Here is a 23,577-nt window from a genome sequence, read left to right as displayed (position 1 = left end):
GTCTCCGGTTAGTGGGCGACGGCGGCGGCGCCGTGTTCGTCGATCAGTGCGCCGTTGTAGAAACGGTCCATGGAGAACGGCGCGGCCAGTGGGTGCATTTCGCCCTTGGCCAGGCTCGCGGCGAAGACGTTGCCCGAACCCGGGGTCGCCTTGAAGCCGCCAGTACCCCAACCGCAGTTGAAGAACATGTTCTTGACCGGGGTCTTGGTGATGATCGGGCAAGCGTCCGGCGAGGTATCGACGATGCCGCCCCACTGGCGGTTCATGCGCACGCGCGAGAGGTTGGGGAACATCTCGACGATGGCCTGCAGGGTGTGCTCGATCACCGGGTACGAACCGCGCTGGCCGTAGCCGACCCAGCCGTCGATACCGGCACCGATCACCAGGTCGCCCTTGTCGGACTGGCTGATGTAGCCGTGCACGGCGTTGGACATGATCACGCTGTCGATGATCGGCTTGATCGGCTCGGATACCAGTGCTTGCAGAGGGTGCGATTCCAGCGGCAGGCGGAAGCCGGCCAGCTTGGCCATGTGACCGGAGTTACCGGCGGTGACCACGCCGACGCGCTTGGCGCCGATGAAGCCTTTGTTGGTTTCCACACCGATGACCGCGCCGTTTTCCTTGCGGAAGCCGATCACTTCAGTCTGCTGGATCAGGTCCACGCCCAGGGCGTCGGCGGCACGGGCGAAGCCCCAGGCCACGGCGTCGTGACGGGCCACGCCGCCACGGCGCTGCACGGTGGCACCAAGGATCGGGTAGCGGGTGTTCTTCGAGCAGTCCAGGTACGGGATCTCGGCCGCGACCTGGGCGGTGTTGAGCAGCTCGCCATCCACGCCGTTCAGGCGGTTGGCGCTGACCCGGCGCTCGGAGTCACGCATGTCCTGCAGGGTGTGGCACAGGTTGTACACGCCGCGCTGGGAGAACATCACGTTGTAGTTGAGGTCCTGGGACAAGCCCTCCCACAGCTTCATGGCGTGCTCATACAGGTGTGCCGACTCGTCCCACAGGTAGTTGGAACGTACGATAGTGGTGTTACGGGCGGTGTTGCCGCCGCCCAGGTAGCCCTTCTCGATCACGGCAACGTTGGTGATGCCGTGCTCCTTGGCCAGGTAATAGGCCGTGGCCAGGCCATGGCCGCCACCGCCGACGATAACCACGTCGTAGACCTTTTTAGGGGTTGGCGTGCGCCACATGCGCTGCCAGTTCTCGTGGTGGCTGAGGGAGTGCTTGAAAAGGCCGAAGCCCGAGTAACGTTGCATGGTGTTTGACTCCACTCAGCGGTAAACAGGGAAATCTGCGCACAGGGCCGCGACGTTCTTCGCCACATCGGCTTCGACGTCTGCGTCACCGAGGTTGTCGAGGATGTCGCAGATCCAGCCGGCCAGGGCCACGCACTGAGCAACCTTGAAGCCGCGGGTGGTAACGGCCGGGGTACCGATGCGCAGGCCCGAGGTGACGAATGGCGACTGCGGGTCATTCGGCACGGCGTTCTTGTTGACGGTGATGTGCGCGCGGCCCAGGGCGGCGTCGGCATCTTTGCCGGTGAGGCCCTGGCGGATCAGGCTGACCAGGAACAGGTGGTTGTCGGTGCCGCCGGAAACCACGTCGTAGCCACGGTCGATGAACACCTGGGCCATGGCCTGGGCGTTTTCGATCACTTGTTGCTGGTAGACCTTGAATTCAGGCTCCAGCGCTTCCTTGAAGCAAACGGCCTTGGCGGCGATCACGTGCATCAGCGGGCCGCCCTGGGCGCCGGGGAACACCGCGGCGTTCAGCTTCTTCTCGATCTCTTCGTTCGACTTGGCCAGGATCAGGCCGCCGCGTGGGCCGCGCAGGGTCTTGTGAGTGGTGGTGGTAACCACATCGGCGAACGGAATAGGGTTCGGGTACAGGCCAGCGGCAACCAGGCCGGCTACGTGGGCCATGTCGACGAACAGCAGTGCGCCGACCTTGTCGGCGATGGCGCGGAAGCGTGGGAAATCGAGGGTCTTGGAGTAGGCCGAGAAGCCGGCAACGATCATTTTTGGCTTGTGCTCGACAGCCAGGCGCTCGACTTCGTCGTAGTCGATCAGGCCGGTGTTGGTGTCGATGCCGTATTGCACAGCGTTGTACAGTTTGCCCGAAGACGACACCTTGGCGCCGTGGGTCAGGTGGCCGCCGTGGGCCAGGCTCATGCCGAGGATGGTGTCACCAGCCTGCAGCAGGGCCAGGTAGACGGCACCGTTGGCCGAGGAGCCGGAGTGCGGCTGGACGTTGGCGTAGTCGGCACCGAACAGCTGCTTGGCGCGCTCGATGGCCAGGGCTTCTACCTTGTCCACGTGCTCGCAGCCACCGTAGTAGCGCTTGCCCGGGTAGCCTTCGGCGTACTTGTTGGTCAGGCCGCTGCCTTGGGCCTGCATCACGCGCTTGGAGGTGTAGTTTTCCGAGGCGATCAGCTCGATGTGGTCTTCCTGGCGCTGCTCTTCGGCATTCATCGCCGCCAGCAGTGCATCGTCGTAACCCTGAATCTGGTCTTGCTTGCTGAACATCGTGTATCTCCCGGCAGCGATCGTTTTTTGTCGTGGGGCACTGTGGCCCTTTGTGGCGATGTTATGACTGGCCGGGGCGGGTCAGATGCCTGCGCACGCCTTGCAATGGCGCGTTTACGACATTCGCTTTTGTGTTGACCGTGCCGGCCCTTTCGCGGGTGAACCCGCTCCCACAGGTACGGCGCTGCCTCAATGCTTGCAATCTCCCAGTGGGAGCGGCTTTAGCCGCGAATAGGCCAGTACAGGCAATGCCGAAATCAAACGCTGCACCGCTTGTATAGGCAACTGCTGAATCGATGGTTTAGAGTGCTGTTCTGCGTCGTTCACAGGACAGTGTCATGACAGATAAGAGCCAACAATTCGCCAGCGACAACTATTCCGGCATCTGCCCCGAAGCCTGGGCAGCGATGGAAAAGGCCAACCATGGCCACGACCGCGCCTACGGCGACGACCAGTGGACCGAACGCGCCGCGGAATACTTCCGCAAGCTGTTCGAAACCGACTGCGAGGTGTTCTTCGCCTTCAACGGCACCGCCGCCAACTCCCTGGCCCTGGCCTCGCTGTGCCAGAGCTACCACAGCGTGATCTGCTCCGAGACCGCCCACGTCGAAACCGACGAGTGCGGTGCGCCGGAGTTCTTCTCCAACGGCTCCAAGCTGCTGACCGCGCCCAGCGTCAACGGCAAGCTGACACCACAGTCGATCCGCGAAGTGGCGCTGAAGCGCCAGGACATCCACTACCCCAAGCCACGGGTGGTGACCATTACCCAGGCCACCGAGGTGGGCACCGTGTATCGCCCCGATGAGCTGAAGGCGATCAGCGCCACCTGCAAGGAGCTGGGACTGAACCTGCACATGGACGGTGCCCGCTTCAGCAATGCCTGCTCGTTCCTGGGCTGCACCCCGGCAGAGCTGACCTGGAAGGCCGGCGTCGATGTGCTGTGTTTTGGCGGCACCAAGAACGGCATGGCAGTGGGCGAGGCGATCCTGTTCTTCAACCGTCAGCTGGCCGAGGACTTCGACTACCGCTGCAAGCAGGCCGGGCAACTGGCATCGAAGATGCGCTTCCTGTCGGCGCCTTGGGTGGGCCTGCTGGAAGATGGCGCCTGGTTGCGCCATGGCGCGCATGCCAACCATTGCGCGCAGTTGCTCGCCTCGCTGGTGAGTGACTTGCCGGGAGTGGATCTGATGTTCCCGGTTGAGGCCAACGGGGTGTTCCTGCAGATGCCGGAGCATGCGATCGAGGCACTGCGCGCCAAGGGGTGGCGGTTCTATACCTTCATTGGCAGTGGCGGGGCGCGGTTCATGTGCTCGTGGGATACCGAGGAAGAGCGGGTGCGCGAGCTGGCGGCGGATATCCGCGCCATCATCAGCGCCTGACAGGCCGCATTCGCGGGTAAACCCGCTCCCACAGGGATCGCGCAGGTTTCAAGGCCTGAGGTGAGCCTGTGGGAGCTACAGGTACAGCTCTGCCCTCAAGAGCAATGATGAACCTGTGGGAGCGGGTTTACCCGCGAAGAAGCCAACACTGATCTAAAGCCTGAACCCACCCATCTGCCGCGCCAGGTCATCCGCCAAGCCACGCAGCGCCTGGCACTCTTCGCGACAGCCCTGCACCTCCGCCGCGGTCTCCCGCGCCAGGTCGGAAATCCCCTGCACCGTACGATTGATCTCCTCGGTCACCGCCGACTGCTCTTCGGTCGCAGTAGCTACCTGATGGTTCATGTCGCTGATGTGCTCGACCTGGTCAGTGATCGCCCCCAATGACGCTCCGGTGCGCTGGCTAGACTCCACCCCGCTACCCGTCGCCTGCTGCCCAGCCTGCATCGAACTCACAGCCGAACCCGCGCCCTGCTTCAAGCGCTGGATCATCTGCTGCACTTCGTCGGTGGACAGCTGCGTGCGCCGGGCCAAGGTACGCACCTCATCGGCCACCACGGCAAATCCACGGCCCATCTCCCCTGCCCTGGCCGCCTCGATGGCGGCATTCAGCGCCAGCAGGTTGGTTTGCTCGGAAATACTACGAATAACCGCAAGAACTTCGTCGATCGAGGCTACTTCATCGGCAAGTTGGCTGACTGCCTCGGCAGCCTTGCCGATATCACCCGACATCCCCTCGATACCACGGATCGAGCGCTGCACCACTTCACGCGCCTGCAGGGCTTCGTCCCTCGCCGATTGCGAGGCCTGGGCAGCATCACCGGCATTGCGGGCAATGTCCTGCACGGTCAAACCCATTTCGTGCACGGCGGTAGCGACCATTTCGGTCATTTCCTGCTGGCGCCCGGAACGCTCGGCGGTGTTGTCCACCACCTGTGTCACCTGCTCGACCGCCAGGTGCAGCCGCTCGGAAGTGTGCAATACCTCGCCGATCAACCGGCGCTGGCTGTCGAGGAAGCGGTTGAAGCCACGCGCCAGGTCACCCAGTTCGTCCTGGCGTGAATCGTCCAGCCGATGGCTCAGATCACCCGCGCCACTGCCAATCTGCACCAACGCCGCTGTGACGCGGCGGATCGGCCGCACCAGGCCACGCGCCAGCAGCACCACCAGCAACAGCGACACCAGGGCCACGGCACCACCGATCAGGCTGGTCAGCCATACCGCCTGGTGCATTGGCGCGTAGATTTCCTCCTCCGGCACCTCGGCCACCAGGGTCCAGTTGAGGTCGCGCAGGGGCAGGCCGAGCGCCAGGTAGCTTTCGCCGTCACGGCTGAAGCGGCTGCTGCGCAGGCCTTCGCCGCCGGTCATCAGCACCTTGGCGGCATCCGCGCCGAGCTGTTCGGTGAGCTGGCGTTTGCCGCTGAAGGCAGCGTCCGGATGAACCTGGATCAGGCCATCGTTACGCACCAGGAACACCTTGCCGTGCTCGCCAAATTTGAAGTCATGGATCAGCTTCGACAGTTCGGTCATGCGCAGGCCCATACCGGCCACACCGACCAGTTGGCCATTCTTTTCCACGCGATAATCGATGAACAGCGCGAGCTCGCCGGTGGCACCGTCGATGTCGATGTTGATCAGGCGTTCGGCACCGCTGTCGATGTAGCCGTAGAACCATTTGTCCTTGGGATTGCTTCGGCTGAGGGTACGGTCCAGGCCATTCTCGTTGTAGTAGTGGCCGGTGTCGGTCGAGACGAACAAGGTGGTGAAGGCCTGGTTGCGCTGCTTGGCGGCGGTCAGGTATTCGATGAATGGAGCGGCATGGGCGGGGTCTTCACCGGCGGCAAGCCAGTCGCGCAGCAGGGTGTTGCCGGCAATATCCGCCGCCGCCACCAGCGGCTGTCCGAGCATGCGCTCGATGTCGTTGCGGATGGCCTCGATGCTGGCGGGCAGCGCGGTATCGACCAGATAGCGTTCGGTGAGACGGTTTAGCGCCACCGTGAAAATGATGACCACCACCAGGATGCTCGCCAGCAGGGCTGCGCCCATGCTGGAGATCAACTGCCACTGGATGCTTTTACGCCAGATACGCATGCCCTACTCCCCGCATAATTATTGTTTTGCGGAAAGTGTATACACTTGCGTATCCAGTTAATCCAGTGACCTGAAGCAATCAGATACCCTGTGGGAGCGGGTTTACCCGCGAATGCGATGCTGAATACACTGACGCATTCGCGGGTGAATCCGCTCCCACAGAGGACGATGTAAGGCCTTATTGTTCGGCTATGGTCCGCACGATGGCATCCACCGTGGCATCGATCTGCGCCTGGGTACGCTCCAGCGTCTTGCGGTGCTCATCCTGCAGCTCGATCTGCCGCGAACACAGGTTCAGCGCGGCCAGCACCAGCAGCTTGTCGCCGATCAGGGTCGGGTACTGACGCTTGGTCTGGGCCAGGGCGGTGTTGAGCATCTGCACCGCCTGGGCCAGGGTCGCTTCCTGGCCTTCAGGCGCCTTGATCGAATAGTCGTTGCCGAGGATCGACACGACATTGATCGGCTGCGCTCGAAGTGTCATGCGCCTACGACGCCGGCGTTGGCGCGCTCGAGCAGGGCCTGCAGGCGTGCAGCAGTGCTGCCGTTCTTCTCTTCCTGCTCCATCAGCGACAGCTGCAGGGTTTCGTTCTCTTCCTTGGCCTGGGCCAGTTCCTGACCGAGGGCGGCGTTCTGCTCGGTGAGTTGAGCGTTCTTCTGCATCAGGTCGCTGACCAGTTGCTCGATTTGATTCAGGGAAGCTTCCAGCATGGGTCTATCTCAGGTTGTTGCGAGGGGCGCACACGATAAAGAAAAGTGCGGCCCATCGCCATTAAATATCGGATTCACAAAGTGTCTAACCCGCAGATTGACAGGGTAGCCGGCCCCTTGTTCCGACCTGGGTCAACCGCCGGTCAGGAAAAGGACAGACGAAAGCGCCCGCGGCCAGCAGCAGAACAACGAAATCGAACAGGCGGCCAGCACCCTCATAGAGATGATCAGCGCTGTGGAAGAAGTGGCGCGGAAAGTGGACGCAACCTGGCGAACATCATTGACCTGTCGGTGCAGAGTGCTACCGGGGCGCAACAGGCCCGTGCGGTGATTGCAGAATTGTCACGCCTTGCCTTGGACTTGAATGGGTTGGACGAGATACAGCCCTGATCTGTTCAGCAAGCTCCAAGGGGCTTGGAGACTCGCTGGCGGTGGTAGGGCCAACGAAGGGCGAAAAATCAGCCCCAGCCAAATCCATCATGAGAGGCCCAGAACTATTCTCAACCTGTTTCTTCAGCGACCTGCCGACCGAAAGTCCTTTTAACCCGACCTTCACAATACTCCCTGCAGTCGCCAACTCTTTACCACCAGGTACTCCGTAAAAAGCCAGGCTGCCTCCGATACTGGCCGTCCATTGAGCCGCTTCAGCCAACACCTTCAATCTAGCTGGACGAGCCCAAGCTGCTTTAATCCGCGAGCCTAGCCATATCGCGCTTTTGAGAAACGAGAGAATGCTGAATGCTCCGCTCGGATCTTGCCTGTTAACCGGATCTCCCAAGCAATAGGCATAAGCATTGATACCCCCCTTGGAAAATGGGCTTAGCTGGTCTGCAGACAAGAATCGCCTTGATGCGGAGCTATATGCTCTTCTGCCATTGCCGAGCAGATAAAAGCCTGTGAAGTTATCTTGGCGCTCGCCATTAAATGCGAGTACCCAAGCAGCATTGCCTGGATGTGCACCATAGGGGTCATATGCGCCGTGTGTTCTGCAGTGGCTGCCGTAAAACACTGAACCGCTCATATCCACAACTAGCAAATGGCAACGGTTCATGCTCAATACTCAAAGAGGACTGAGGCAATTCTATTTGGTACCTCGGGTAATCTGGAACTGTCGGAAATACCAGTTGTGAAACACAACAGGGCCGCTTTGCGGCCCTGGGAACACCGGATCAGTAATCGATCCGCACATCTCCTTTCGGCACACTGCAGCACGACAGGATGTAGCCCTCGGCTTCGTCCTCTTCGGTAATGCCGCCGTTGTGCTCCATCTCCACTTCGCCGCCCAGCTTGAGCACCTTGCAGGTGCCGCAAATGCCCATACCGCAGGCTTTCGGGATCATCAGGCCAACCTTGGCCGCCGCCGCGTGCACGGTCTCGCCCGGGGCGATGCGGATGCTCTTCTCGCTGCCGATGAACTCCACCAGGTTGAGGTCGGCCGCATCCAGTTCCGGCGCGTCGGCAGCCTGCTCGGCATGCTCCACCGCATCGGCCTTGGCCTCAGGCGGCGTCGCACCGAACGATTCCTCGTGATAGTTCTTCATGTCGAAGCCGACCGCTTCGAGCATGCGCTTGACCGCAGTCATGTATGGCGTCGGGCCGCAGCAGAACACCACACGGTCCATGTAGTCCGGCGCGATCAGCTCCATCAGGCGCTGGTTGAGGTAACCGCGATAACCCGCCCACGGCTCACCCAGGCCATGCTTTTCACAAATGATGTGCAGGCTGAAATTGGGGATGCGCGAGGCCATCTGCTCCAACTCGCGGTGGTAGATGATGTCCTTCGGCGAACGGGCGCTGTGCACGAACACCATGTCGACATTGCCGTTGGTGTCGTAGAACCAGCGCGCCATCGACATGACCGGGGTGATCCCGACACCGCCCGAGAGGTACAGCACCTTCTGCGCCGGGAAATCGATGGCGTTGAACAGCCCCACCGGGCCGTGCACCGGCAGCTCGGCGCCTTCGTGCATGGTGTCGTGGAGGAAGTTGGACACCAGGCCGCCCGGTACACGCTTGACGGTGATCGAGAAGCTGTAGGGCACCGACGGTGAACTGGAGATGGTGTAGGAACGCATCACCGGCTTGCCTTCGATCTCCAGCTCCAGGGTGACGAACTGCCCCGGCTTGAAGAAGAACATGATCGGTTGATCGGCCATGAAGCAGAAGGTGCGCACGTCCCAGGTCTCCTGGATGACCTTGACGCAGCGCACGATGTGGCGGCCGTTGGCCCAGGTCTGGGTAGTGACCGGATTGAGGAAGGTATCGGACATGTTCATCTCCAGCAGCCGACTATTGGCCGTTTTATGGCTTGGATAATGCGCAAGCTGAAGACGACGTACATTCCTGCCAGCGACATCGGCGTGCTTATCGCGACCAGCCCCGCACTGCAAGGGCTGGCGCGTCGTAATTCAAATCGGCCATGTCGCCCATGGATACGGTTCATGACGCCTTCGGACGCACACTCCACGGCAAAACAACTAGCTGTTTCTGATGAGCAGCCTTGCGGCACCACAACAACGATTAGCCACCTTTTGCCGGCCGCACACGGCCCCGAGGAATACACGATGGACGTCACCGCAACCCTGAGCCTGGGCGATCCACTGGAACCTGCACGCAAGGCCACCGCCGAGATGCTGCAGACCCGCGAGCGCACCTACTCGCTGCCCCAGCCTTTTTACACCGACGAGCGTCTGTTCCAGATCGACATGCAGGAGATCTTCCACAAGGAGTGGCTGATCGCGGGGCTGGTAAGCGAGATCCCGACAAAGGGCAACTTCCTGACCCTGCAGATCGGCAAGAACCCGATCATCGTGATCCGTGGTGCCGAGGGTAAGGTGCATGCCTTCCATAACGTCTGCCGCCACCGCGGCTCGCGTCTGTGCACCAGCGAAAAAGGCAAGGTGGCCAAGCTGGTCTGCCCTTACCACCAGTGGACCTACGAGCTGGACGGCCGCTTGCTGTTCGCCGGCACTGAAATGGGCGCCGACTTCGACATGAACCAGTATGGCCTGAAGCCGGTGAACGTGAAGGTCGCTGGCGGCTACATCTTCATCAGCCTGGCGGAAAACCCGCCCGCCATCGACGAGTTCCTGGCCACCCTGGACCACTACATGGAACCGTACGACATGGAAAACACCAAGGTGGCGGTACAAACCACCTTGATGGAAAAGGCCAACTGGAAACTGGTGCTGGAAAACAACCGCGAGTGCTACCACTGCAATGGGTCGCACCCTGAGCTGCTGAAAACCCTGCTGGAGTGGGATGACACCAACGACCCTCGCGCCGACCAGGCCTTCAAGGACCACGTAGCCGCCTCCGCCGCTGCCTGGGAAGCCGAGAAGATCCCGTACCTGCACAAGAGCCATGGCCTGCGTAACCGTATCGTGCGCATGCCGCTGCTCAAGGGGACCGTGTCGATGACCATGGATGGCAAGCAGGCGTGCAAGAAGCTGATGGGCCGCATCAAGAACCCGGACCTGGGCTCGATGCGCATCCTGCACCTGCCACACTCCTGGAACCACTGCATGGGCGACCACATGATCGTGTTCACCGTGTGGCCGATCAGCGCCCAGGAAACCATGGTCACCACCAAGTGGTTGGTGCACAAGGATGCCGTGGAAGGCGTGGACTACGACCCTGAGCAGATGCGCAAGGTCTGGGACGCAACCAACGATCAGGACCGTCGTTTGGCTGAAGAGAACCAGCGTGGGATCAACTCCACTGCGTATCAGCCTGGGCCTTACTCGAAGACCTACGAGTTTGGCGTGGTCAACTTCATTGACTGGTATAGCCAGCGCTTGCTGAACAATCTGGGCGCGGAACCTGCGCCTTACCTGAAAGAAGTGCAGGCGCAGTAACTGCCCGGGAAATACGGATAGCGACAGATGTCGCTATCCGTATTTCTAGGATGGGGTTATGCCTCTGATACCGGCCGCTGAAGTGTTCACATTTGCGGTAGGCGGAAATTCTCGCGGCCCCAAAGCGACAGGCGTGTCCGTTTTCCATGGCTTCTCCTGAGCCAGCCCCCATGCCTCATAGCCCGTCGTTGCGAGCGACACAACGGTCAGCGTAGCCAAGGCCCATGTCTGCCAGTTGTTTTCAGGATCGGCCGTTCTCACAATACCAATGGTCAACCCCGCAACGCCAGCGACCGCACTCACGCTGGACAAAGCCCAATCCTGTCGTGTTGGCGGCATAATCGACGGTGAAAGGCTTTCCACGGCAATTCTTCGACTAGCGCCCACCTGCTTGACGAAAGCTCTGAATCGTAGCGCGCTGATAAACAGACCTAGCACGTTGGTAAGGATACTTAGCACTGGCAGTACATAATCCTCTGCCTTCTGCCCTGTGGGATCGCGGTGGTTGACCGGGTCACCAAGGCAGTACAAATAAGCATTGAGCCCGCCCTTGCCGAACGGGCTTTGCGTGTCCGGTGACAGGAAACGCATGAGCGAGGGTGTGTAGGTACGATGGCCATTTCCCAGTGGGTAATTCCCAGTCACTGGGTCCCGATACTCTCCACAAAATGCCAGCCCTGGTGCGCAGGCGGCGCTTATGACTCCATAAGGCGCATAAGCACGCGGGCCGCCGAGATGCGCACCCAGTACAGAGTGCTGCCGATCGGCATTTAGCAGGTATGTCGCCATGAGTTATTCACAAATACGAAGACCTGTGGATACGGTAATGGTTGGTTGAACATTCGCGTACTGGCAAAAATGTCAGGTAGGACCTTGATCATTATTTGACCATATCAGCCAAGGTCGCGTATTAACTGGGCTACAGCGGAGTTCATACATCTTGTCCACAGAAACACCAACAGACTTTGTGGGCAACCAATGAGCTTTTTGCGATCGCCCTGTTGATAAGTGACCCAAGGGCTTGATTTTCAGGCATCGCGTAGCATCCGGGCGGGATTGTTCAATTTTTGAACAGATCTGCCAAAGCCTTTGACTACGCCGCTTACAGGTGATGCCGAACAGATTATCCACAGACCGGCTAACAGCGATTGTGGGCAAAATAAGCAGGGTGCTGCCGTGCTTTGCATGCGAAGGCAGGGATAAGACTGATCGTTTTTTGATCAAACGCTTGGAGGCCATGTCAGACAAGGGCTGCGGCCATGCGCCAACACTTTATCCACACCTTGGCGAACAGATTCGGTGGGCAAAAGCGCTCGGGTGGATGCTGAGTATTGAATGTAGGAGCGGCCTTGTGTCGCGATGGGCCGCAGCGCGGCCCCAGGATCTCGACTACGAGTCAAGATTGCTGGGGCTGCTGCGCAGCCCATCGCGACACAAGGCCGCTCCTACACCGGGACCGCGTGAGGCTCTAGCGCAGCACGCCTTCTTCCACCAGCAGCTTGAGGATGGCCTCGGCGCCTTCCTGTGGAGAAACGTCCTTCAACACCTTGCCACCGCCACCACTGGCCTTGGCCGTCGCCGCCTTCATCCGGTCGGCACCGCTCTTGGCCTTGATCACCTTAAGCCGCTTGGGCCGTGGGCGGGCTGGCTGCAGTTCGGCTTCGGCCAGCAGTTCGTCCTCGACGATAGCCACGTTGCGTGCCGCCAACACACCCCGACGCGCCGGCCCGAAAGCGCTCTGGCGCGGCTTGGGCGCAGCGTTATCCACAGTCGCCAGCAGCGGCAGGCGTACCTTCAGTCGACGCCGCTGACCGCGCGGCAGCGCCTGCAATACCTGGGCGGTGCCGTTGTCGATCGACTCCACTTCAGCCAACCCCACAATCAGTGGCCAGCCGAGCTTTTCGGCCAACAGGAACGGCAACATGCCCGACCCTTCGCCAGTCTCGGCCTGGCTGCCGGTCAGCACCAGCTGTGCCCCGGCATCGCGCAGGTAATCCCCGAGCACGCCCAGCACGTCGGCACCGGCCGGCTGCTCCAGCACATCCAGATGGTCCAGGCCCATCCCCAGGTAGGCGCGCAGCGCCTCTTCCCGTGGGTCGCCGGCATGCACCACCTGCAAGTTATCCCCCGCCAGCTGCAAACCCAGCTCCACGGCGCGCGCATCCTGCTCGGCGCGGCGAGCGCGGCCGGAGCTGGGGTGGGCACCGATGGAAACCAGGCTGATCACTTTCGTACTCATGCTCGTGCCCTTACGCCGCGTCGCGCTGGCCGCCGCTGCGGTAGTTGTCCACAGCCTCGATCAGTGCCTGGAGAATCGCCGAACTGTCGCCAATTACCGACAGGTCGGCCCGTTTGATCATGTCGCAGCCTGGGTCCATGTTGATCGCCACCACCTTGTCGCAGGCGCCGATGCCCTGCAGGTGCTGGATCGCGCCCGAGATACCCACAGCCACGTAGACCCGCGCGGTAACCCAGGTACCGGTGGCACCCACCTGGCGGTTGCGCGGCATGAAGCCGTCGTCCACCGCCACCCGCGAGGCGCCTTCGGTGGCGCCAAGGGCCGCGGTGGCCTTGTGATACAGGTCCCAGTCCTTGACCCCGTTGCCGCCCGAGACAATGAACTCGGCTTCAGCCATGGCAATGGTGGCCGGGTCCACGGCCACCGAGCCGAGGTCTTCGATGCGCGACAGGCTGCGTGCCACGCTTGTGGACAACTCCACCGGCAGCGCTTCGTGACGGGTTTCGCTGACTGGCTCGGCGCACTCGGCCGCCGCCAGGATCAAGCGTGGTACGGCGCGTTGCAGGTCTTGCTGGCCGGCACCGGCACGGCCGATGCACTGGCCGTCCTTGACCTGCCATACCCGCGTTGCCGGGCGCTCGCCCAGTGCCGCGCCCAGGCGCCGGCCCAGTTCGCCGCCACCGGTGCGGCTGTCGGGCAGCAGCCAGTGGCGCGGGGTGAACTGGTTATCCACAGCCCGCAAGCCTTGTACCAGTTGCTCCGGTGCATAACCTTCGAAAGCCTCGCCTTCGATGACCAGCAGGCGGTCGACCCCGGCTGTGGAAAAGTTGCTTTCCTTGTGCTCGCCAAACACCACTGCCAGCACCGCACCGTCGCTGCCGGCCAGGCTGTGGGCCAGGCCGAGCAGGTCGCGGTCGTGGCTGCTCAGGCGGCCACCGACCATGTCCGGCACCACGGCGATGTAGAACGCCGGCGCCGGCACCTGGTGCAGCGGCAGCTTGACTTCGGCCGCCGCCGTGCGTCGCCCGCCCACGGCGGTGCCCTGCTGGGCGCCGCTGCGGTCGATGCGCTTGATGCCGGCCGGGCCGATGAAGCCTGCGGCAATCGCGTGGGGGTTCTTGCGGATGAGGCCGTTGGGCCCCATCCAGCTGGTCTGCTGCGTCTGCATCGCTGCATGCAGCGGGTGCAGACGGTTACGGGCGATCCACTCGGCGCGTGGGTCGCGGCGGATAATGTCGCTCATCAGTGCACCTCCGCAGGTTCACGTTTGGCCGTTTGCGGCTTTGGGGCAGAGGGCGCGTCCTCTTCGATCAGCACGTCGGCCACCAGTTCGGCCAGGTCCTTGATCTGCGGGCGCGGTTCGACCACACCTTCGAGCATGGCGGTGCACTGTGGGCAACCCACAGCTACCAGCTCGGCCTCGGTCTCGCGGATGTCGTCCATGCGCATGTCCGGGATACGCTGCTTGCCAGGGATGTCGGTGATCGGCGCACCGCCACCACCGCCGCAGCAACGGGAACGGAAGCCCGAGCGCTGCATCTCGCGCACTTCGATACCCAGGGCCTTGAGCACGGCACGCGGAGCTTCGTACTCACCGTTGTAACGGCCCAGGTAGCATGGGTCGTGGTAGGTGACGCTGCCGCCCTTGTGCTGGCCGAGGTTGAGCTTGTTGGCCGCGATCAGTTCGGCGATGTAGGTGCTGTGGTGCAGCACCTCATAGTCGCCGCCCAGGGCGCCGTACTCGTTTTTCAGCACATGGAAGCTGTGTGGGTCGCAGGTGACGATGCGCTGGAACTTGTACTTGGCCAGGGTCTGGATATTGCGCTTGGCCAATTGCTGGAAGGTCGCTTCATCGCCCAGACGGCGCGCCACGTCGCCGCTGTCGCGCTCTTCCAGGCCGAGCACGGCAAAGTCCACGCCCGACGCCTTGAGCACTTTGACGAACGAGCGCAGGGTGCGCTGGTTGCGCATGTCGAAGGCACCGTCACCGACCCAGAACAGCACCTCGGTGGTTTTCACCTCCGACAGCAGTTGCAGGTTGAGGTCGGCGGCCCAGTTCATGCGCCCGCCAGGGGCGAAGCCGCCCGGGTTGTCAGTAGCGATCAGGTTGTCCAGCACTTCGGCGCCCTTGTTCGGGGTGGCGCCTTTTTCCAGGGTGAGGTGACGGCGCATGTCGACGATGGCATCGACGTGCTCGATCATCATCGGGCACTCCTCGACGCAGGCACGACAGGTGGTGCACGACCACAGCGTTTCGGCGTCGACCAGGCCATTGACGATTGGCTGGTGCGGGTGGCCGCCATGCTCACCGATCGGTTTGCCCGGGTATGGGCTGCCGGCAAACTGCGCGTCGGTACCACCGGCCAGGCCGATGACCATGTCCTGGATGAGCTTTTTCGGGTTCAGCGGCTGGCCGGCGGCAAAGGCCGGGCACATGGCTTCGCATTTACCGCACTGCACGCAGGCGTCGAAGCCCAGCAGCTGGTTCCAGGTGAAGTCCACCGGCTTTTCCACGCCCAGCGGCGCGTTCGGGTCTTCCAGGTCCAGCGGCTTGAGGCCGGTGGAACGGCCGCCGCCAAAGCGTTCGGCGCGGCGGTGCCAGGCCAGGTGCAGGGCACCGGCGAAGGCGTGTTTCATCGGGCCGCCCCAGGTCATGCCGAAGAACAGCTCCGACACGCCCCACAGCACGCCCAGGCCGAGAATGCCCACCATCACCCAGCCACCGGTGTTGGCCGGCAGGATGCCGGCAACCGGCAAGGTGGCGATGAAGAAGCTAACGGCAAACGCCAGCAAGCTCTTCGGCAGGCGCATCCACGGGCCCTTGGACAGGCGCGAAGGCGGGTTGAGGCGGCGCTTGAAGACGAAGATGGCGCCGCTGAACATGATCACCGTGGCCACCAGCAACGCGTAGCCGAGGATCTTGCTCTGCAGGCCGAAGCCGTGCACCAGGATCGCCAGCACGGCCGACAGCACGAAGCCGCCAGCGGTGGCCACGTGGGTCTTGGACATGTACTTGTCGCGCTCGACCACATGGTGCAGGTCCACCAGGTAGCGGCGCGGCATGGCCAGCAGGCCGCCGATCAGGTTGACCTTGGACGGCCGGCCACGCCGCCACATGCGCACCCGGCGCAGGGCGCCGAGCACTGCCAGGCCAAGGGCAGCGAACAGCAGGATTGGTAGAAGGGTGTTCAACATGGGAGGCTCCCACAACAGCTGGATTCTTGCGCCACTCTGAAGATGGGATTGGCCCCTTGTAGGAGCGGGTTTACCCGCGAATGCGTCAGATCAGACAACTCTGTTGCTTGTGCTGACGCTTTCGCGGGTGAACCCGCTCCCACAGGGACCGCGCCCGGTGGCGACGATTTTTCTCGATCAGAAGTCCTTGCACAGGCGCAAGGCGTCGTAGATCGCCGCATGCACGTTGCGCTGGGCCACGCAGTCGCCGATGCGGTACAGCAGGTAGCCTTCGCCCGGCTGGCTGAGGATCGGCTGTGGCTTGATGGCGAACAGCGCCTCCACGTCGATCTGGCCTTTGTTGCGCGAACCTTCCTTCAGTGCGTAGTACAGCTGCTCGTCAGGACGCACGCCGTTCTCCACCACCACCTGGTCGACCACGCGCTCTTCCTTGGCGCCGGTGTATTCGTTTTCCAGCACCGCCACCAGCTTGTCGCCTTCGCGGTAGACCTTTTCCAGCATCATGTCGCCGGTCATGATCACTTCTTTCGGATACATGCTGCGGTAGTAGGTCGGGAAGGTAGTACCGCCCATGGCCACGCCTGGCTTGATATCGTCGGTGACGATCTCGACCTGGCTGCCCTTGTCGGCGATGAAGTCAGCCACCGACATGCCAGTGAACTCGCAGATGGTGTCGTACACCAGCACGTTCTTGCCCGGCGCAACCTTGCCGTCGAGCACGTCCCAGCTGCTGACTACCAGCCCTTCGGCGGCGCCCCAGTGCTCGTTCTGCTCCAGGAAGGAATGCCCACCTACCGCCAGCACGATGATGTCGGGGCGCAGGTCCTGGATGGCAGCCACGTCGGCGGCGGTGCCCAGGCGCAGGTCGACCTTCAGGCGCGCCAGCTCCAGCTGGTACCAACGGGTGATACCGGCGATCTGGTCACGCTGCGGGGCCTTGGCGGCGATGGTGATCTGCCCGCCAATCTGCTCCTTCTTCTCGAACAGGGTCACATCGTGGCCACGTTCGGCAGCCACACGGGCCGCTTCCATGCCGGCCGGGCCGGCACCAACCACCACCACCTTGCGCTTGGCGCCGGTGGTCTTCTCGATGATGTGCGGCACGCCCATGTATTCACGGGAGGTCGCGGCGTTCTGGATGCACAGCACATCCAGGCCCTGGTACTGGCGGTCGATGCAGTAGTTGGCACCGACGCACTGCTTGATCTGGTCGATCTGGCCCATCTTGATCTTGGCGATCAGGTGCGGATCGGCCATGTGCGCACGGGTCATGCCGACCATGTCCACGTAGCCACCTTCGAGGATACGGGTAGCCTGGTTCGGGTCCTTGATGTTCTGCGCGTGCAGCACCGGTACCTTGACCACTTCCTTGATACCGGCCGCCAGGTGCAGGAACGGCTCCGGCGGGTAGCTCATGTTCGGGATGACGTTGGCCAGGGTGTTGTGGGTGTCGCAACCCGAGCCGACCACGCCGATGAAGTCGAGCATGCCGGTGGCGTCGTAGTAGGCAGCGATCTGCTTCATGTCCTCGTGGCTGAGGCCATCGGGGTGGAATTCGTCGCCACAGATACGCATGCCCACGCAGAAGTCGTCACCGACTTCGGCGCGCACGGCCTTCAGTACTTCCAGGCCGAACTTCATGCGCCCTTCGAAGGTGCCGCCCCATTCGTCAGTACGCTTGTTGACCCGTGGGCTCCAGAACTGGTCGATCATGTGCTGGTGCACGGCCGACAGTTCCACGCCGTCCAGGCCGCCTTCCTTCGCACGGCGGGCAGCTTGCGCATAGTTGCCGATCACGCGCCAGATCTCTTCCACCTCGATGGTCTTGCAGGTGGCGCGGTGCACGGGTTCACGGATACCCGACGGCGACATCAGGGTCGGCCAGTTGAAGCCGTCCCAGCGCGAGCGACGGCCCATGTGGGTAATCTGGATCATGATCTTGGCGCCATGCTTGTGCATGGCGTCGGCCAGGTTCTGGAAGTGCGGAATGATGCGGTCGGTCGACAGGTTGACCGACGACCACCACTCCTGCGGGCTGTCGATTGCCACTACCGACGAGCCGCCGCAGATCGCCAGGCCGATACCGCCCTTGGCCTTTTCTTCGTAGTACTTCACGTAGCGGTCGGTAGTCATGCCGCCGTCAGTGGCGTAGACCTCAGCGTGCGCGGTGCTGAGCACACGGTTGCGGATGGTCAGTTTGCCGATCTGGATCGGCTGGAACATTGCTTCGAATGCCATGACGCTATCTCCGGCTTACAACGGCTTTGTAACGAACAGGCCATCTTCGTGGCCTTCTTCCGACCCGCCATAGACCTGTTCGGCCACGGTGCGGATCGAGCTGCCGCGGGCAGCGAGAATCTGGTCCATGGCGCCGGCGAACCAGCCGGTGAACATGTAATCGACCTTGCGGCCGCACTTGCCATAGACGTACACGAATGCGGAGTGCTTGAGCTTGACGCTGCAGGTGCCTTTGTCGAGGTCGATGTCCTGGATTTCGAACAGGCCCCAGCCACGCTGGCTCAGACGCTTCATGTAGTGCTCGAACACCGCCACGCCTTCCAGGCCATGGCACTCGGCCTCTTTTTCACACCAGTGCCAGGCGGACTTGTAGCCGGCCTTGTAGAGGATCTCGGCGTACTTGTCGGCGCCCAGGACTTCTTCGATGCCCATGTGGTTGTTGACGAAGAAATGGCGCGGCACATACAGCATCGGCAAGGCGTCGCTGGTCCAGACACCGGTCTCGCTGTCTACTTCGATTGGCAATTGCGGGGCGATCTTGGCCATGGAAACTCAACTCCATAAAATTTTTTATCGGGATGCCCCGGCGTTGCTGGCAGGGGCTTTCAGGCTTGGAGAGCGGCTTATTCGCCCCACACGTCCTTGAGGACGTTGACCCAGTTCTCACCCATGATCTTGCGCACCACGCGCTCGGAGTGGCCGCGCTTGAGCAAGGTTTCGGTGAGGTTGGGGAATTCGCCCACAGTGCGGATGCCCAGTGGGTTGATGATCTTGCCGAAGTTGGTCAGGCGACGGGCGTAACCCTTGTCGTGGGTCAGGTATTCGAAGAAGTCCTGGCCGTGGCCCTGGGTGAAGTCGGTACCGATACCGATGGCGTCTTCACCGACGATGTTCATGGTGTACTCGATGGCTTCGGCGTAGTCGTCGATGGTCGAGTCGATGCCCTTGGCCAGGAACGGCGCGAACATGGTCACGCCAACGAAACCGCCGTGGTCGGCGATGAACTTCAGCTCTTCGTCCGACTTGTTGCGCGGGTGCTCTTTCAGGCCCGAAGGCAGGCAGTGCGAATAGCAGACCGGCTTTTTCGACTCAAGGATGACTTCTTCGGAGGTCTTGGAGCCCACGTGGGACAGGTCGCACATGATGCCGACGCGGTTCATTTCGGCAACGATCTCGCGGCCGAAGCCCGACAGGCCGCCGTCACGCTCGTAGCAACCGGTACCGACCAGGTTCTGGGTGTTGTAGCACATCTGCACAATGCCCACGCCCAGCTGCTTGAATACGTCGACGTAGGCGATCTGGTCTTCGAAGGCGTGGGCGTTCTGGAAGCCGAAGAGAATGCCGGTCTTGCCCAGTTCCTTGGCCTTGCGGATGTCGGCGGTGGTGCGTACCGGCATCACCAGGTCGCTGTTATCGCGGATCAGCTTCTGGCTGGCGGCGATGTTGTCGACGGTAGCCTTGAAGCCTTCCCAGACCGACACCGTGCAGTTGGCCGCAGTCAGCCCGCCTTTGCGCATGTCTTCGAACAGCTCGCGGTTCCATTTGGCAATGATCAGGCCGTCGATGACGATGCTGTCGGCGTGAAGTTCGGCTGGGCTCATCAGGCTGTCCCCTTTTATTGAATGGGTTTGCGCCAAACCTTATTGCCGGCGCTTTGGGGCCAGCATATGCCTGTGCCCAAAGGCGCCCCGATGCAAAAACGACAGGGGGTTTGCCGAAAGCGTCAATGCGCGACATCGCGCCCTCTGGCGCGCCGTCTGGCGATGAGAGACAGTCTCGATAACGACATTTCCGACCGTTTCATGAACATTTCTTCAGGGAGCTATCGTCTTGTCGGCGGCTGAGCGAGAATCCAGCCGATTCGTCAGCCTTGTTGAGGAGAAAACGGATGAAATCAATGGCATGGCTGGTATTGCTGGCTGTCGTATCGGGCGCCCAAGCCGGCGAGGAAGAAAGCACCCCGTGCGACAACGTCGAGACCGACCAGCAGACATTCGCTTGCGCGGCGTTCAACAAGCAGACGGCCGAGCGTGAACTTAAGTCGGCGTATGACGACCTGATACAGCGCATTCGCGACCAGTACGCCGACGAAGGCGACAAGGCAGACGCCTTGGCCGAGCGTATGGAGGCGGCCGAGAAACTGTGGACGCAACTGCGCGATGCCGACTGCAAGGTCGAAACCTATGCCGAGAAACCGGGCAGCAAGGCGTTCGAAGCGGCGTGGAACACCTGCGTGGCACAACGCAGCGATGACCGCTCGGAGTACCTGCAGTCCATCGGCCAGCAGTAAGGGAGTTCCTCGGCAGGAAAGGCTTTCGGCTTATCTGTCTTGACGATCCGAACCAAAGTGCGTCCCCGGCGCCTCACCCGAGGTGCCGATGATGAACTCGATCGGAAACCAAGACATGACCTCTACTATCAGCAAGACCGACATGAACAGCGCCATTGCCGCCCTGAAGAAAGAAGGCGAAGAACGCGCCGTCATGGTTGCCAACACCGTCTGCATCTTTGCCCCGGATGTACCTGCCAGCGTTGCCGAAGACGTGCTCGATGGCATGCGCTTGATGAACCTGTCGGCAAACAAGAAGTTCGACAAGGAAACCCAGCAGCGCGAGTGGTACAACTTCTACAACGACGGCCTGGGCAAGTTCGGCTGGACGCTGACCGGCGCCGCCCATGTCGAGGAAGCAATCGACAAGGACACCCACACGCTGGCCACCCTGGTGCCGCAGATCGTCACCGTCCAGATCGGCGCCAGCCATCGCCTGAGCCGCTGTGTAAAACGTTCCTTCGAAGTGATCGTGCAAACACCCAAGGCGCAGCAACTGCTCGAAGAAAGCAGCGTGAGCGTTTCGGGCAAATCCAGCACCATTCAGATTTCGGCCTGCGAGATGACACCGCAAGGCCTGCCGATCATGCACATGACCAGCGTTCAGCTGAGCTATGACAAGGCCGAGAAAGCCGCAGGGTCCGCTGGCCGCATCATCGACAAGTCGAATACCCGTGTATACCGGGCCTCGCAACAGGGCTCGTTCAGTGTTCGCCACTTCGACGCCATGCGCGAAGCCGTCAGGATGAAGTTGGCCAGCCAGGCGTTCGACATCCTGGCATTGGACATCTGACCTGCACCTGGCGCCGTCATGCGGCGCCAGGTTCCCCTTCCTACGCCTACGGCGAGGGCCAAAAGCATGCCCACCAAACCTGCCACCCAACCCTGGGAAGACCTTCACGCCTGCTTGCGCCTGGCGCAACTGGAAGCCAACCAGGTTCACGATCGCCAACAGGATGGCCAGCGCTGGTTCAGCCGTTTTCTGCAGGGCCTGGAGAAAACCGGTGTCGAACTGATCGAGCGGACGACGAAAAGCATCAACTGCGTACCCACGGATGCTGTGTTTCAAGACGTCTTCAACGGCTGGATTCCAGCGCCCCAGCGTCGCAACCTCAAGTTCGAGCGGGTTGCCAACGACATACTTAATGGCTTGAAACAGCCAGACCTCGCCCTGCTGCGCAGCACTTCGGCCAGCTCGCACCTGCGCATCGAATTTGACCTGGATGACAGCGGCAGCCCGCTGGCGATCGTCTTCAACCTGTGCTGTTCGACCGACCCGGATGCCCCACGTACGCGCCTTGCCCTGCAACTGGACCACATGGGCGCGAAACTCGACGCCCGGGCTTTCGAGGCGCGACGAGTACAGGTCGAAAACCGCCTCCAGGCGCTTTCTGACCTCGATCAGTTCTAACCAGGCGGCATTGCACGCTCCACGGCTGAGGGTGGTCGCCACCGTGCAAAGGTTAGTCGCCAGAACGCATGGCCCAGAGCATGGGCCGCGTAAAGGATTTCAGTTACTTTTTCACCCTGTTTGGCTTCTGCTCGGTAGACAACTTGGCCGATTCGCTCGATACCTCCTACCGATTGCGCCATGCTCAGCCCCTTAGGCAGCGGATGCTCCTGATACATGTCTGGGACGTTGAATCACCAAGGTGATTAAAGATGAATGATTCGATTAACAATATTAAAGAAATAGAATTTTTGGAGTTTGTGAACAAAATTTACCTAGTTGACTACCCTAGCGACGAAGCTCACCGTAGCGCTGTGGAGAAGTTTGAGAAACTGTCAGAGCACCCCGCTGGATCAGATCTTCTTTTTTACCCAGAGGAAGGGAAAGATAGCCCTGAGCAAATTGTGGCCGAGGTGAAGGCTTGGCGTGCTGCAAACGGCAAACCAGGGTTTGCTCAACCTTAATATGTGTCCCCCGATCAAAAAACTGATCGGGGCTCCCACCTCGTCTAACCAAACAAGTTTCCAAGGAGGCGAGAGTTGAACCTCGATGGCTCACGAGGACCAGTCACACCACCCGGGCCAACCGATCCTCCCGCGGACACCGCTCGAACCGTGCCCGGTAGCTGCGTGTGAAATACGACGCCGACTCGAACCCGCACGCCACCGCCACCTCCAGCACACTCATGTCGGTCTGGCGCAATAACTGCCGAGCCTTGTCCAGTCGCAATCGCAGATAGAAGCCACTGGGCGTGTCGTCCAGATGCAAGCGGAACAGGCGCTCCAGTTGCCGCCGGGTCACCTGCACTGCATCGGCCAGCACCTGGGTGTTGAGCGGCTGCTCGATATTTCGCTCCATTTCTCCGATCACCTTCACGAGCTTCTTGTTGCTGATGCCGTAACGGCTCGCGATCTGCATACGCTGGTGGTCCTGGCGCTGGCGAATGCGCCCGAGCACGAACTGCTCGGACACCTGCACCGCCAGCTCGCTGCCATGGGCCTGGCCGATCAGGTCGAGCATCAGGTCGATCGACGCGGTACCGCCTGCGCAGGTGATGCGACGCCGATCGATCTCGAACAGCTCCTGGGTCACCTGCAAGCGTGGATAGCGCTCCTTGAACGCCTCCAGCGCCTCCCAGTGCACGGTGGCGCGGTGGCCGTCGAGCAGGCCGGCCTCGGCCAGCACCACCGCGCCGGTATCGATGCCACCCAGAACCACCCCCTCATGGTCCAGGCGGCGTAGCGCCTGCTGCAGCGCCGGCCCATAACAGGCCAATGGCTCGAAACCGGCGACGATCAGCAGGATGCCACCAGGCTCGCCCGCCGCCAGCGCTGCATCGGCGTTCACCGACATGCCATTGCTGGCCAGCACCGCCCCGCCGTCCAGGCTCAACACCTGCCAGCGATACAACGGGCGCTTGAAGCGGTTGGCCACCCGCAGTGGTTCCAGGGCACTGATGAAACCCATGGCCGAGAACCCGGGCAACAACAGGAAGTGAATGATCTGCGGCATTGCATGCTCCACGGCAAAGGTGGTCGCCTCCGTGCAAATGTTGGTCGCCAG

21 protein-coding genes and 1 pseudogene are annotated in these 23,577 nt (G+C 61.6%); 6 read left to right on the top strand and 16 right to left on the bottom strand.

The features are described from left to right. Nucleotides 1–8: 8 nt before the first annotated feature. Both M1D87_RS01695 and M1D87_RS01690 read right to left on the bottom strand, forming a co-directional pair. The gene (locus M1D87_RS01695; RefSeq protein WP_003255680.1) at nucleotides 9–1,259 is read right to left on the bottom strand and encodes a sarcosine oxidase subunit beta family protein; all 1,251 of its coding nucleotides are present in this window, start codon (nucleotides 1,257–1,259) and stop codon (nucleotides 9–11) included. A 15-nt stretch (nucleotides 1,260–1,274) separates the two neighbouring features. Further along, complete coding sequence (locus M1D87_RS01690) at nucleotides 1,275–2,528, bottom strand: serine hydroxymethyltransferase (protein ID WP_123085395.1); 1,254 nt, start codon at nucleotides 2,526–2,528, stop codon at nucleotides 1,275–1,277. 338 nt (nucleotides 2,529–2,866) lie between these two features. On the opposite strand from M1D87_RS01690, the gene M1D87_RS01685 reads away from it, so the two are divergent. Next, the gene (locus M1D87_RS01685; protein ID WP_061550715.1) at nucleotides 2,867–3,907 is read left to right on the top strand and encodes a threonine aldolase family protein; all 1,041 of its coding nucleotides are present in this window, start codon (nucleotides 2,867–2,869) and stop codon (nucleotides 3,905–3,907) included. A gap of 153 nt (nucleotides 3,908–4,060) precedes the next feature. Here M1D87_RS01685 and M1D87_RS01680 read toward each other — a convergent pair whose 3' ends face one another. From M1D87_RS01680 to gbcB, 6 genes and pseudogenes are all read right to left on the bottom strand, one after another. Then, a complete protein-coding gene (locus tag M1D87_RS01680) occupies nucleotides 4,061–4,765 on the bottom strand; it encodes a methyl-accepting chemotaxis protein (protein ID WP_461241472.1) in 705 nt (234 codons plus the stop codon). Nucleotides 4,766–4,972: 207 nt separating this feature from the next. Beyond that, nucleotides 4,973–5,815, bottom strand: a pseudogene (locus M1D87_RS01675) (PDC sensor domain-containing protein); the annotation flags it as partial. 361 nt (nucleotides 5,816–6,176) lie between these two features. Beyond that, the gene (locus M1D87_RS01670) at nucleotides 6,177–6,479 is read right to left on the bottom strand and encodes a cell division protein ZapA (protein WP_003257516.1); all 303 of its coding nucleotides are present in this window, start codon (nucleotides 6,477–6,479) and stop codon (nucleotides 6,177–6,179) included. Further along, complete coding sequence (locus M1D87_RS01665) at nucleotides 6,476–6,706, bottom strand: hypothetical protein (RefSeq protein ID WP_003257514.1); 231 nt, start codon at nucleotides 6,704–6,706, stop codon at nucleotides 6,476–6,478. Before M1D87_RS01665 ends, M1D87_RS01670 begins: the two co-directional genes overlap by 4 nt. Before the next feature lie 301 nt (nucleotides 6,707–7,007). Then, a complete protein-coding gene (locus tag M1D87_RS01660; protein WP_407682538.1) occupies nucleotides 7,008–7,757 on the bottom strand; it encodes an RHS repeat-associated core domain-containing protein in 750 nt (249 codons plus the stop codon). Between the two features lie 118 nt (nucleotides 7,758–7,875). Beyond that, entirely contained in the window at nucleotides 7,876–8,976 is a 1,101-nt protein-coding gene (gene gbcB / locus M1D87_RS01655) for a glycine-betaine demethylase subunit GbcB (protein WP_015268654.1), read from the bottom strand. Between the two features lie 294 nt (nucleotides 8,977–9,270). Here gbcB and gbcA point away from each other — a divergent pair, with 294 nt between their 5' ends. Then, on the top strand, nucleotides 9,271–10,563 hold the full coding sequence (gene gbcA, locus M1D87_RS01650) for a glycine-betaine demethylase subunit GbcA (RefSeq protein ID WP_015268653.1): 1,293 nt from the start codon (nucleotides 9,271–9,273) through the stop codon (nucleotides 10,561–10,563). A gap of 45 nt (nucleotides 10,564–10,608) precedes the next feature. Here gbcA and M1D87_RS01645 read toward each other — a convergent pair whose 3' ends face one another. From M1D87_RS01645 to M1D87_RS01615, 7 genes are all read right to left on the bottom strand, one after another. Beyond that, on the bottom strand, nucleotides 10,609–11,352 hold the full coding sequence (locus tag M1D87_RS01645) for an RHS repeat-associated core domain-containing protein (RefSeq protein ID WP_123085397.1): 744 nt from the start codon (nucleotides 11,350–11,352) through the stop codon (nucleotides 10,609–10,611). A gap of 679 nt (nucleotides 11,353–12,031) precedes the next feature. Then, the gene (gene etfB, locus M1D87_RS01640; RefSeq protein WP_003257512.1) at nucleotides 12,032–12,802 is read right to left on the bottom strand and encodes an electron transfer flavoprotein subunit beta; all 771 of its coding nucleotides are present in this window, start codon (nucleotides 12,800–12,802) and stop codon (nucleotides 12,032–12,034) included. A gap of 10 nt (nucleotides 12,803–12,812) precedes the next feature. Further along, nucleotides 12,813–14,045: an electron transfer flavoprotein subunit alpha gene (gene etfA, locus M1D87_RS01635; RefSeq protein WP_039613190.1), complete on the bottom strand. Its 1,233-nt coding sequence runs from the start codon at nucleotides 14,043–14,045 to the stop codon at nucleotides 12,813–12,815. Next, entirely contained in the window at nucleotides 14,045–15,997 is a 1,953-nt protein-coding gene (gene dgcB, locus M1D87_RS01630; RefSeq protein WP_123085399.1) for a dimethylglycine demethylation protein DgcB, read from the bottom strand. Before dgcB ends, etfA begins: the two co-directional genes overlap by 1 nt. Before the next feature lie 177 nt (nucleotides 15,998–16,174). Continuing rightward, a complete protein-coding gene (gene dgcA, locus M1D87_RS01625) occupies nucleotides 16,175–18,235 on the bottom strand; it encodes a dimethylglycine demethylation protein DgcA (RefSeq protein WP_013970508.1) in 2,061 nt (686 codons plus the stop codon). Between the two features lie 15 nt (nucleotides 18,236–18,250). Beyond that, a complete protein-coding gene (locus tag M1D87_RS01620) occupies nucleotides 18,251–18,781 on the bottom strand; it encodes a DUF5943 domain-containing protein (RefSeq protein ID WP_013970507.1) in 531 nt (176 codons plus the stop codon). Nucleotides 18,782–18,858: 77 nt separating this feature from the next. Next, on the bottom strand, nucleotides 18,859–19,836 hold the full coding sequence (locus M1D87_RS01615; protein WP_003257506.1) for a dipeptidase: 978 nt from the start codon (nucleotides 19,834–19,836) through the stop codon (nucleotides 18,859–18,861). Between the two features lie 287 nt (nucleotides 19,837–20,123). Here M1D87_RS01615 and M1D87_RS01610 point away from each other — a divergent pair, with 287 nt between their 5' ends. From M1D87_RS01610 to M1D87_RS01595, 4 genes are all read left to right on the top strand, one after another. Continuing rightward, entirely contained in the window at nucleotides 20,124–20,525 is a 402-nt protein-coding gene (locus tag M1D87_RS01610) for a lysozyme inhibitor LprI family protein (protein WP_013970506.1), read from the top strand. A gap of 115 nt (nucleotides 20,526–20,640) precedes the next feature. Beyond that, on the top strand, nucleotides 20,641–21,357 hold the full coding sequence (locus M1D87_RS01605) for a hypothetical protein (RefSeq protein WP_232880987.1): 717 nt from the start codon (nucleotides 20,641–20,643) through the stop codon (nucleotides 21,355–21,357). Between the two features lie 66 nt (nucleotides 21,358–21,423). Further along, complete coding sequence (locus tag M1D87_RS01600; protein ID WP_123085401.1) at nucleotides 21,424–21,975, top strand: hypothetical protein; 552 nt, start codon at nucleotides 21,424–21,426, stop codon at nucleotides 21,973–21,975. A 251-nt stretch (nucleotides 21,976–22,226) separates the two neighbouring features. After that, nucleotides 22,227–22,478, top strand: a complete 252-nt coding sequence (locus M1D87_RS01595) for a bacteriocin immunity protein (RefSeq protein ID WP_123085402.1) — start codon at nucleotides 22,227–22,229, stop codon at nucleotides 22,476–22,478. Nucleotides 22,479–22,581: 103 nt separating this feature from the next. Here the strand turns inward: M1D87_RS01595 and M1D87_RS01590 are convergent, their stop codons facing one another. Continuing rightward, nucleotides 22,582–23,526 (bottom strand): GlxA family transcriptional regulator, encoded by a 945-nt coding sequence (locus tag M1D87_RS01590; RefSeq protein WP_421091526.1) that lies wholly within the window; start codon nucleotides 23,524–23,526, stop codon nucleotides 22,582–22,584. Between the last annotated feature and the right edge of the window lie 51 nt (nucleotides 23,527–23,577).

This window comes from Pseudomonas sp. SA233 (genome assembly GCF_054792385.1).
This window is presented reverse-complemented; position numbering and strand designations above follow the sequence as displayed.

Excerpts from the sequence above, each read along its gene's own strand:
- M1D87_RS01620 (WP_013970507.1), bottom strand. The coding sequence starts at position 18,781 with ATGGCCAAGATCGCCCCGCAATTGCCAATCGAAGTAGACAGCGAGACC.
- M1D87_RS01615 (WP_003257506.1), bottom strand. The coding sequence starts at position 19,836 with ATGAGCCCAGCCGAACTTCACGCCGACAGCATCGTCATCGACGGCCTG.
- M1D87_RS01665 (WP_003257514.1), bottom strand. The coding sequence starts at position 6,706 with ATGCTGGAAGCTTCCCTGAATCAAATCGAGCAACTGGTCAGCGACCTG.
- dgcB (WP_123085399.1), bottom strand. The coding sequence starts at position 15,997 with ATGTTGAACACCCTTCTACCAATCCTGCTGTTCGCTGCCCTTGGCCTG.
- M1D87_RS01660 (WP_407682538.1), bottom strand. The coding sequence starts at position 7,757 with ATGAACCGTTGCCATTTGCTAGTTGTGGATATGAGCGGTTCAGTGTTT.
- etfA (WP_039613190.1), bottom strand. The coding sequence starts at position 14,045 with ATGAGCGACATTATCCGCCGCGACCCACGCGCCGAGTGGATCGCCCGT.
- M1D87_RS01595 (WP_123085402.1), top strand. The coding sequence starts at position 22,227 with ATGAATGATTCGATTAACAATATTAAAGAAATAGAATTTTTGGAGTTT.
- gbcA (WP_015268653.1), top strand. The coding sequence starts at position 9,271 with ATGGACGTCACCGCAACCCTGAGCCTGGGCGATCCACTGGAACCTGCA.
- etfB (WP_003257512.1), bottom strand. The coding sequence starts at position 12,802 with ATGAGTACGAAAGTGATCAGCCTGGTTTCCATCGGTGCCCACCCCAGC.
- M1D87_RS01645 (WP_123085397.1), bottom strand. The coding sequence starts at position 11,352 with ATGGCGACATACCTGCTAAATGCCGATCGGCAGCACTCTGTACTGGGT.
- M1D87_RS01670 (WP_003257516.1), bottom strand. The coding sequence starts at position 6,479 with ATGACACTTCGAGCGCAGCCGATCAATGTCGTGTCGATCCTCGGCAAC.
- M1D87_RS01695 (WP_003255680.1), bottom strand. The coding sequence starts at position 1,259 with ATGCAACGTTACTCGGGCTTCGGCCTTTTCAAGCACTCCCTCAGCCAC.
- gbcB (WP_015268654.1), bottom strand. The coding sequence starts at position 8,976 with ATGTCCGATACCTTCCTCAATCCGGTCACTACCCAGACCTGGGCCAAC.
- M1D87_RS01600 (WP_123085401.1), top strand. The coding sequence starts at position 21,424 with ATGCCCACCAAACCTGCCACCCAACCCTGGGAAGACCTTCACGCCTGC.
- M1D87_RS01590 (WP_421091526.1), bottom strand. The coding sequence starts at position 23,526 with ATGCCGCAGATCATTCACTTCCTGTTGTTGCCCGGGTTCTCGGCCATG.
- M1D87_RS01685 (WP_061550715.1), top strand. The coding sequence starts at position 2,867 with ATGACAGATAAGAGCCAACAATTCGCCAGCGACAACTATTCCGGCATC.
- M1D87_RS01690 (WP_123085395.1), bottom strand. The coding sequence starts at position 2,528 with ATGTTCAGCAAGCAAGACCAGATTCAGGGTTACGACGATGCACTGCTG.
- M1D87_RS01680 (WP_461241472.1), bottom strand. The coding sequence starts at position 4,765 with ATGGGTTTGACCGTGCAGGACATTGCCCGCAATGCCGGTGATGCTGCC.
- M1D87_RS01610 (WP_013970506.1), top strand. The coding sequence starts at position 20,124 with ATGAAATCAATGGCATGGCTGGTATTGCTGGCTGTCGTATCGGGCGCC.
- dgcA (WP_013970508.1), bottom strand. The coding sequence starts at position 18,235 with ATGGCATTCGAAGCAATGTTCCAGCCGATCCAGATCGGCAAACTGACC.
- M1D87_RS01605 (WP_232880987.1), top strand. The coding sequence starts at position 20,641 with ATGACCTCTACTATCAGCAAGACCGACATGAACAGCGCCATTGCCGCC.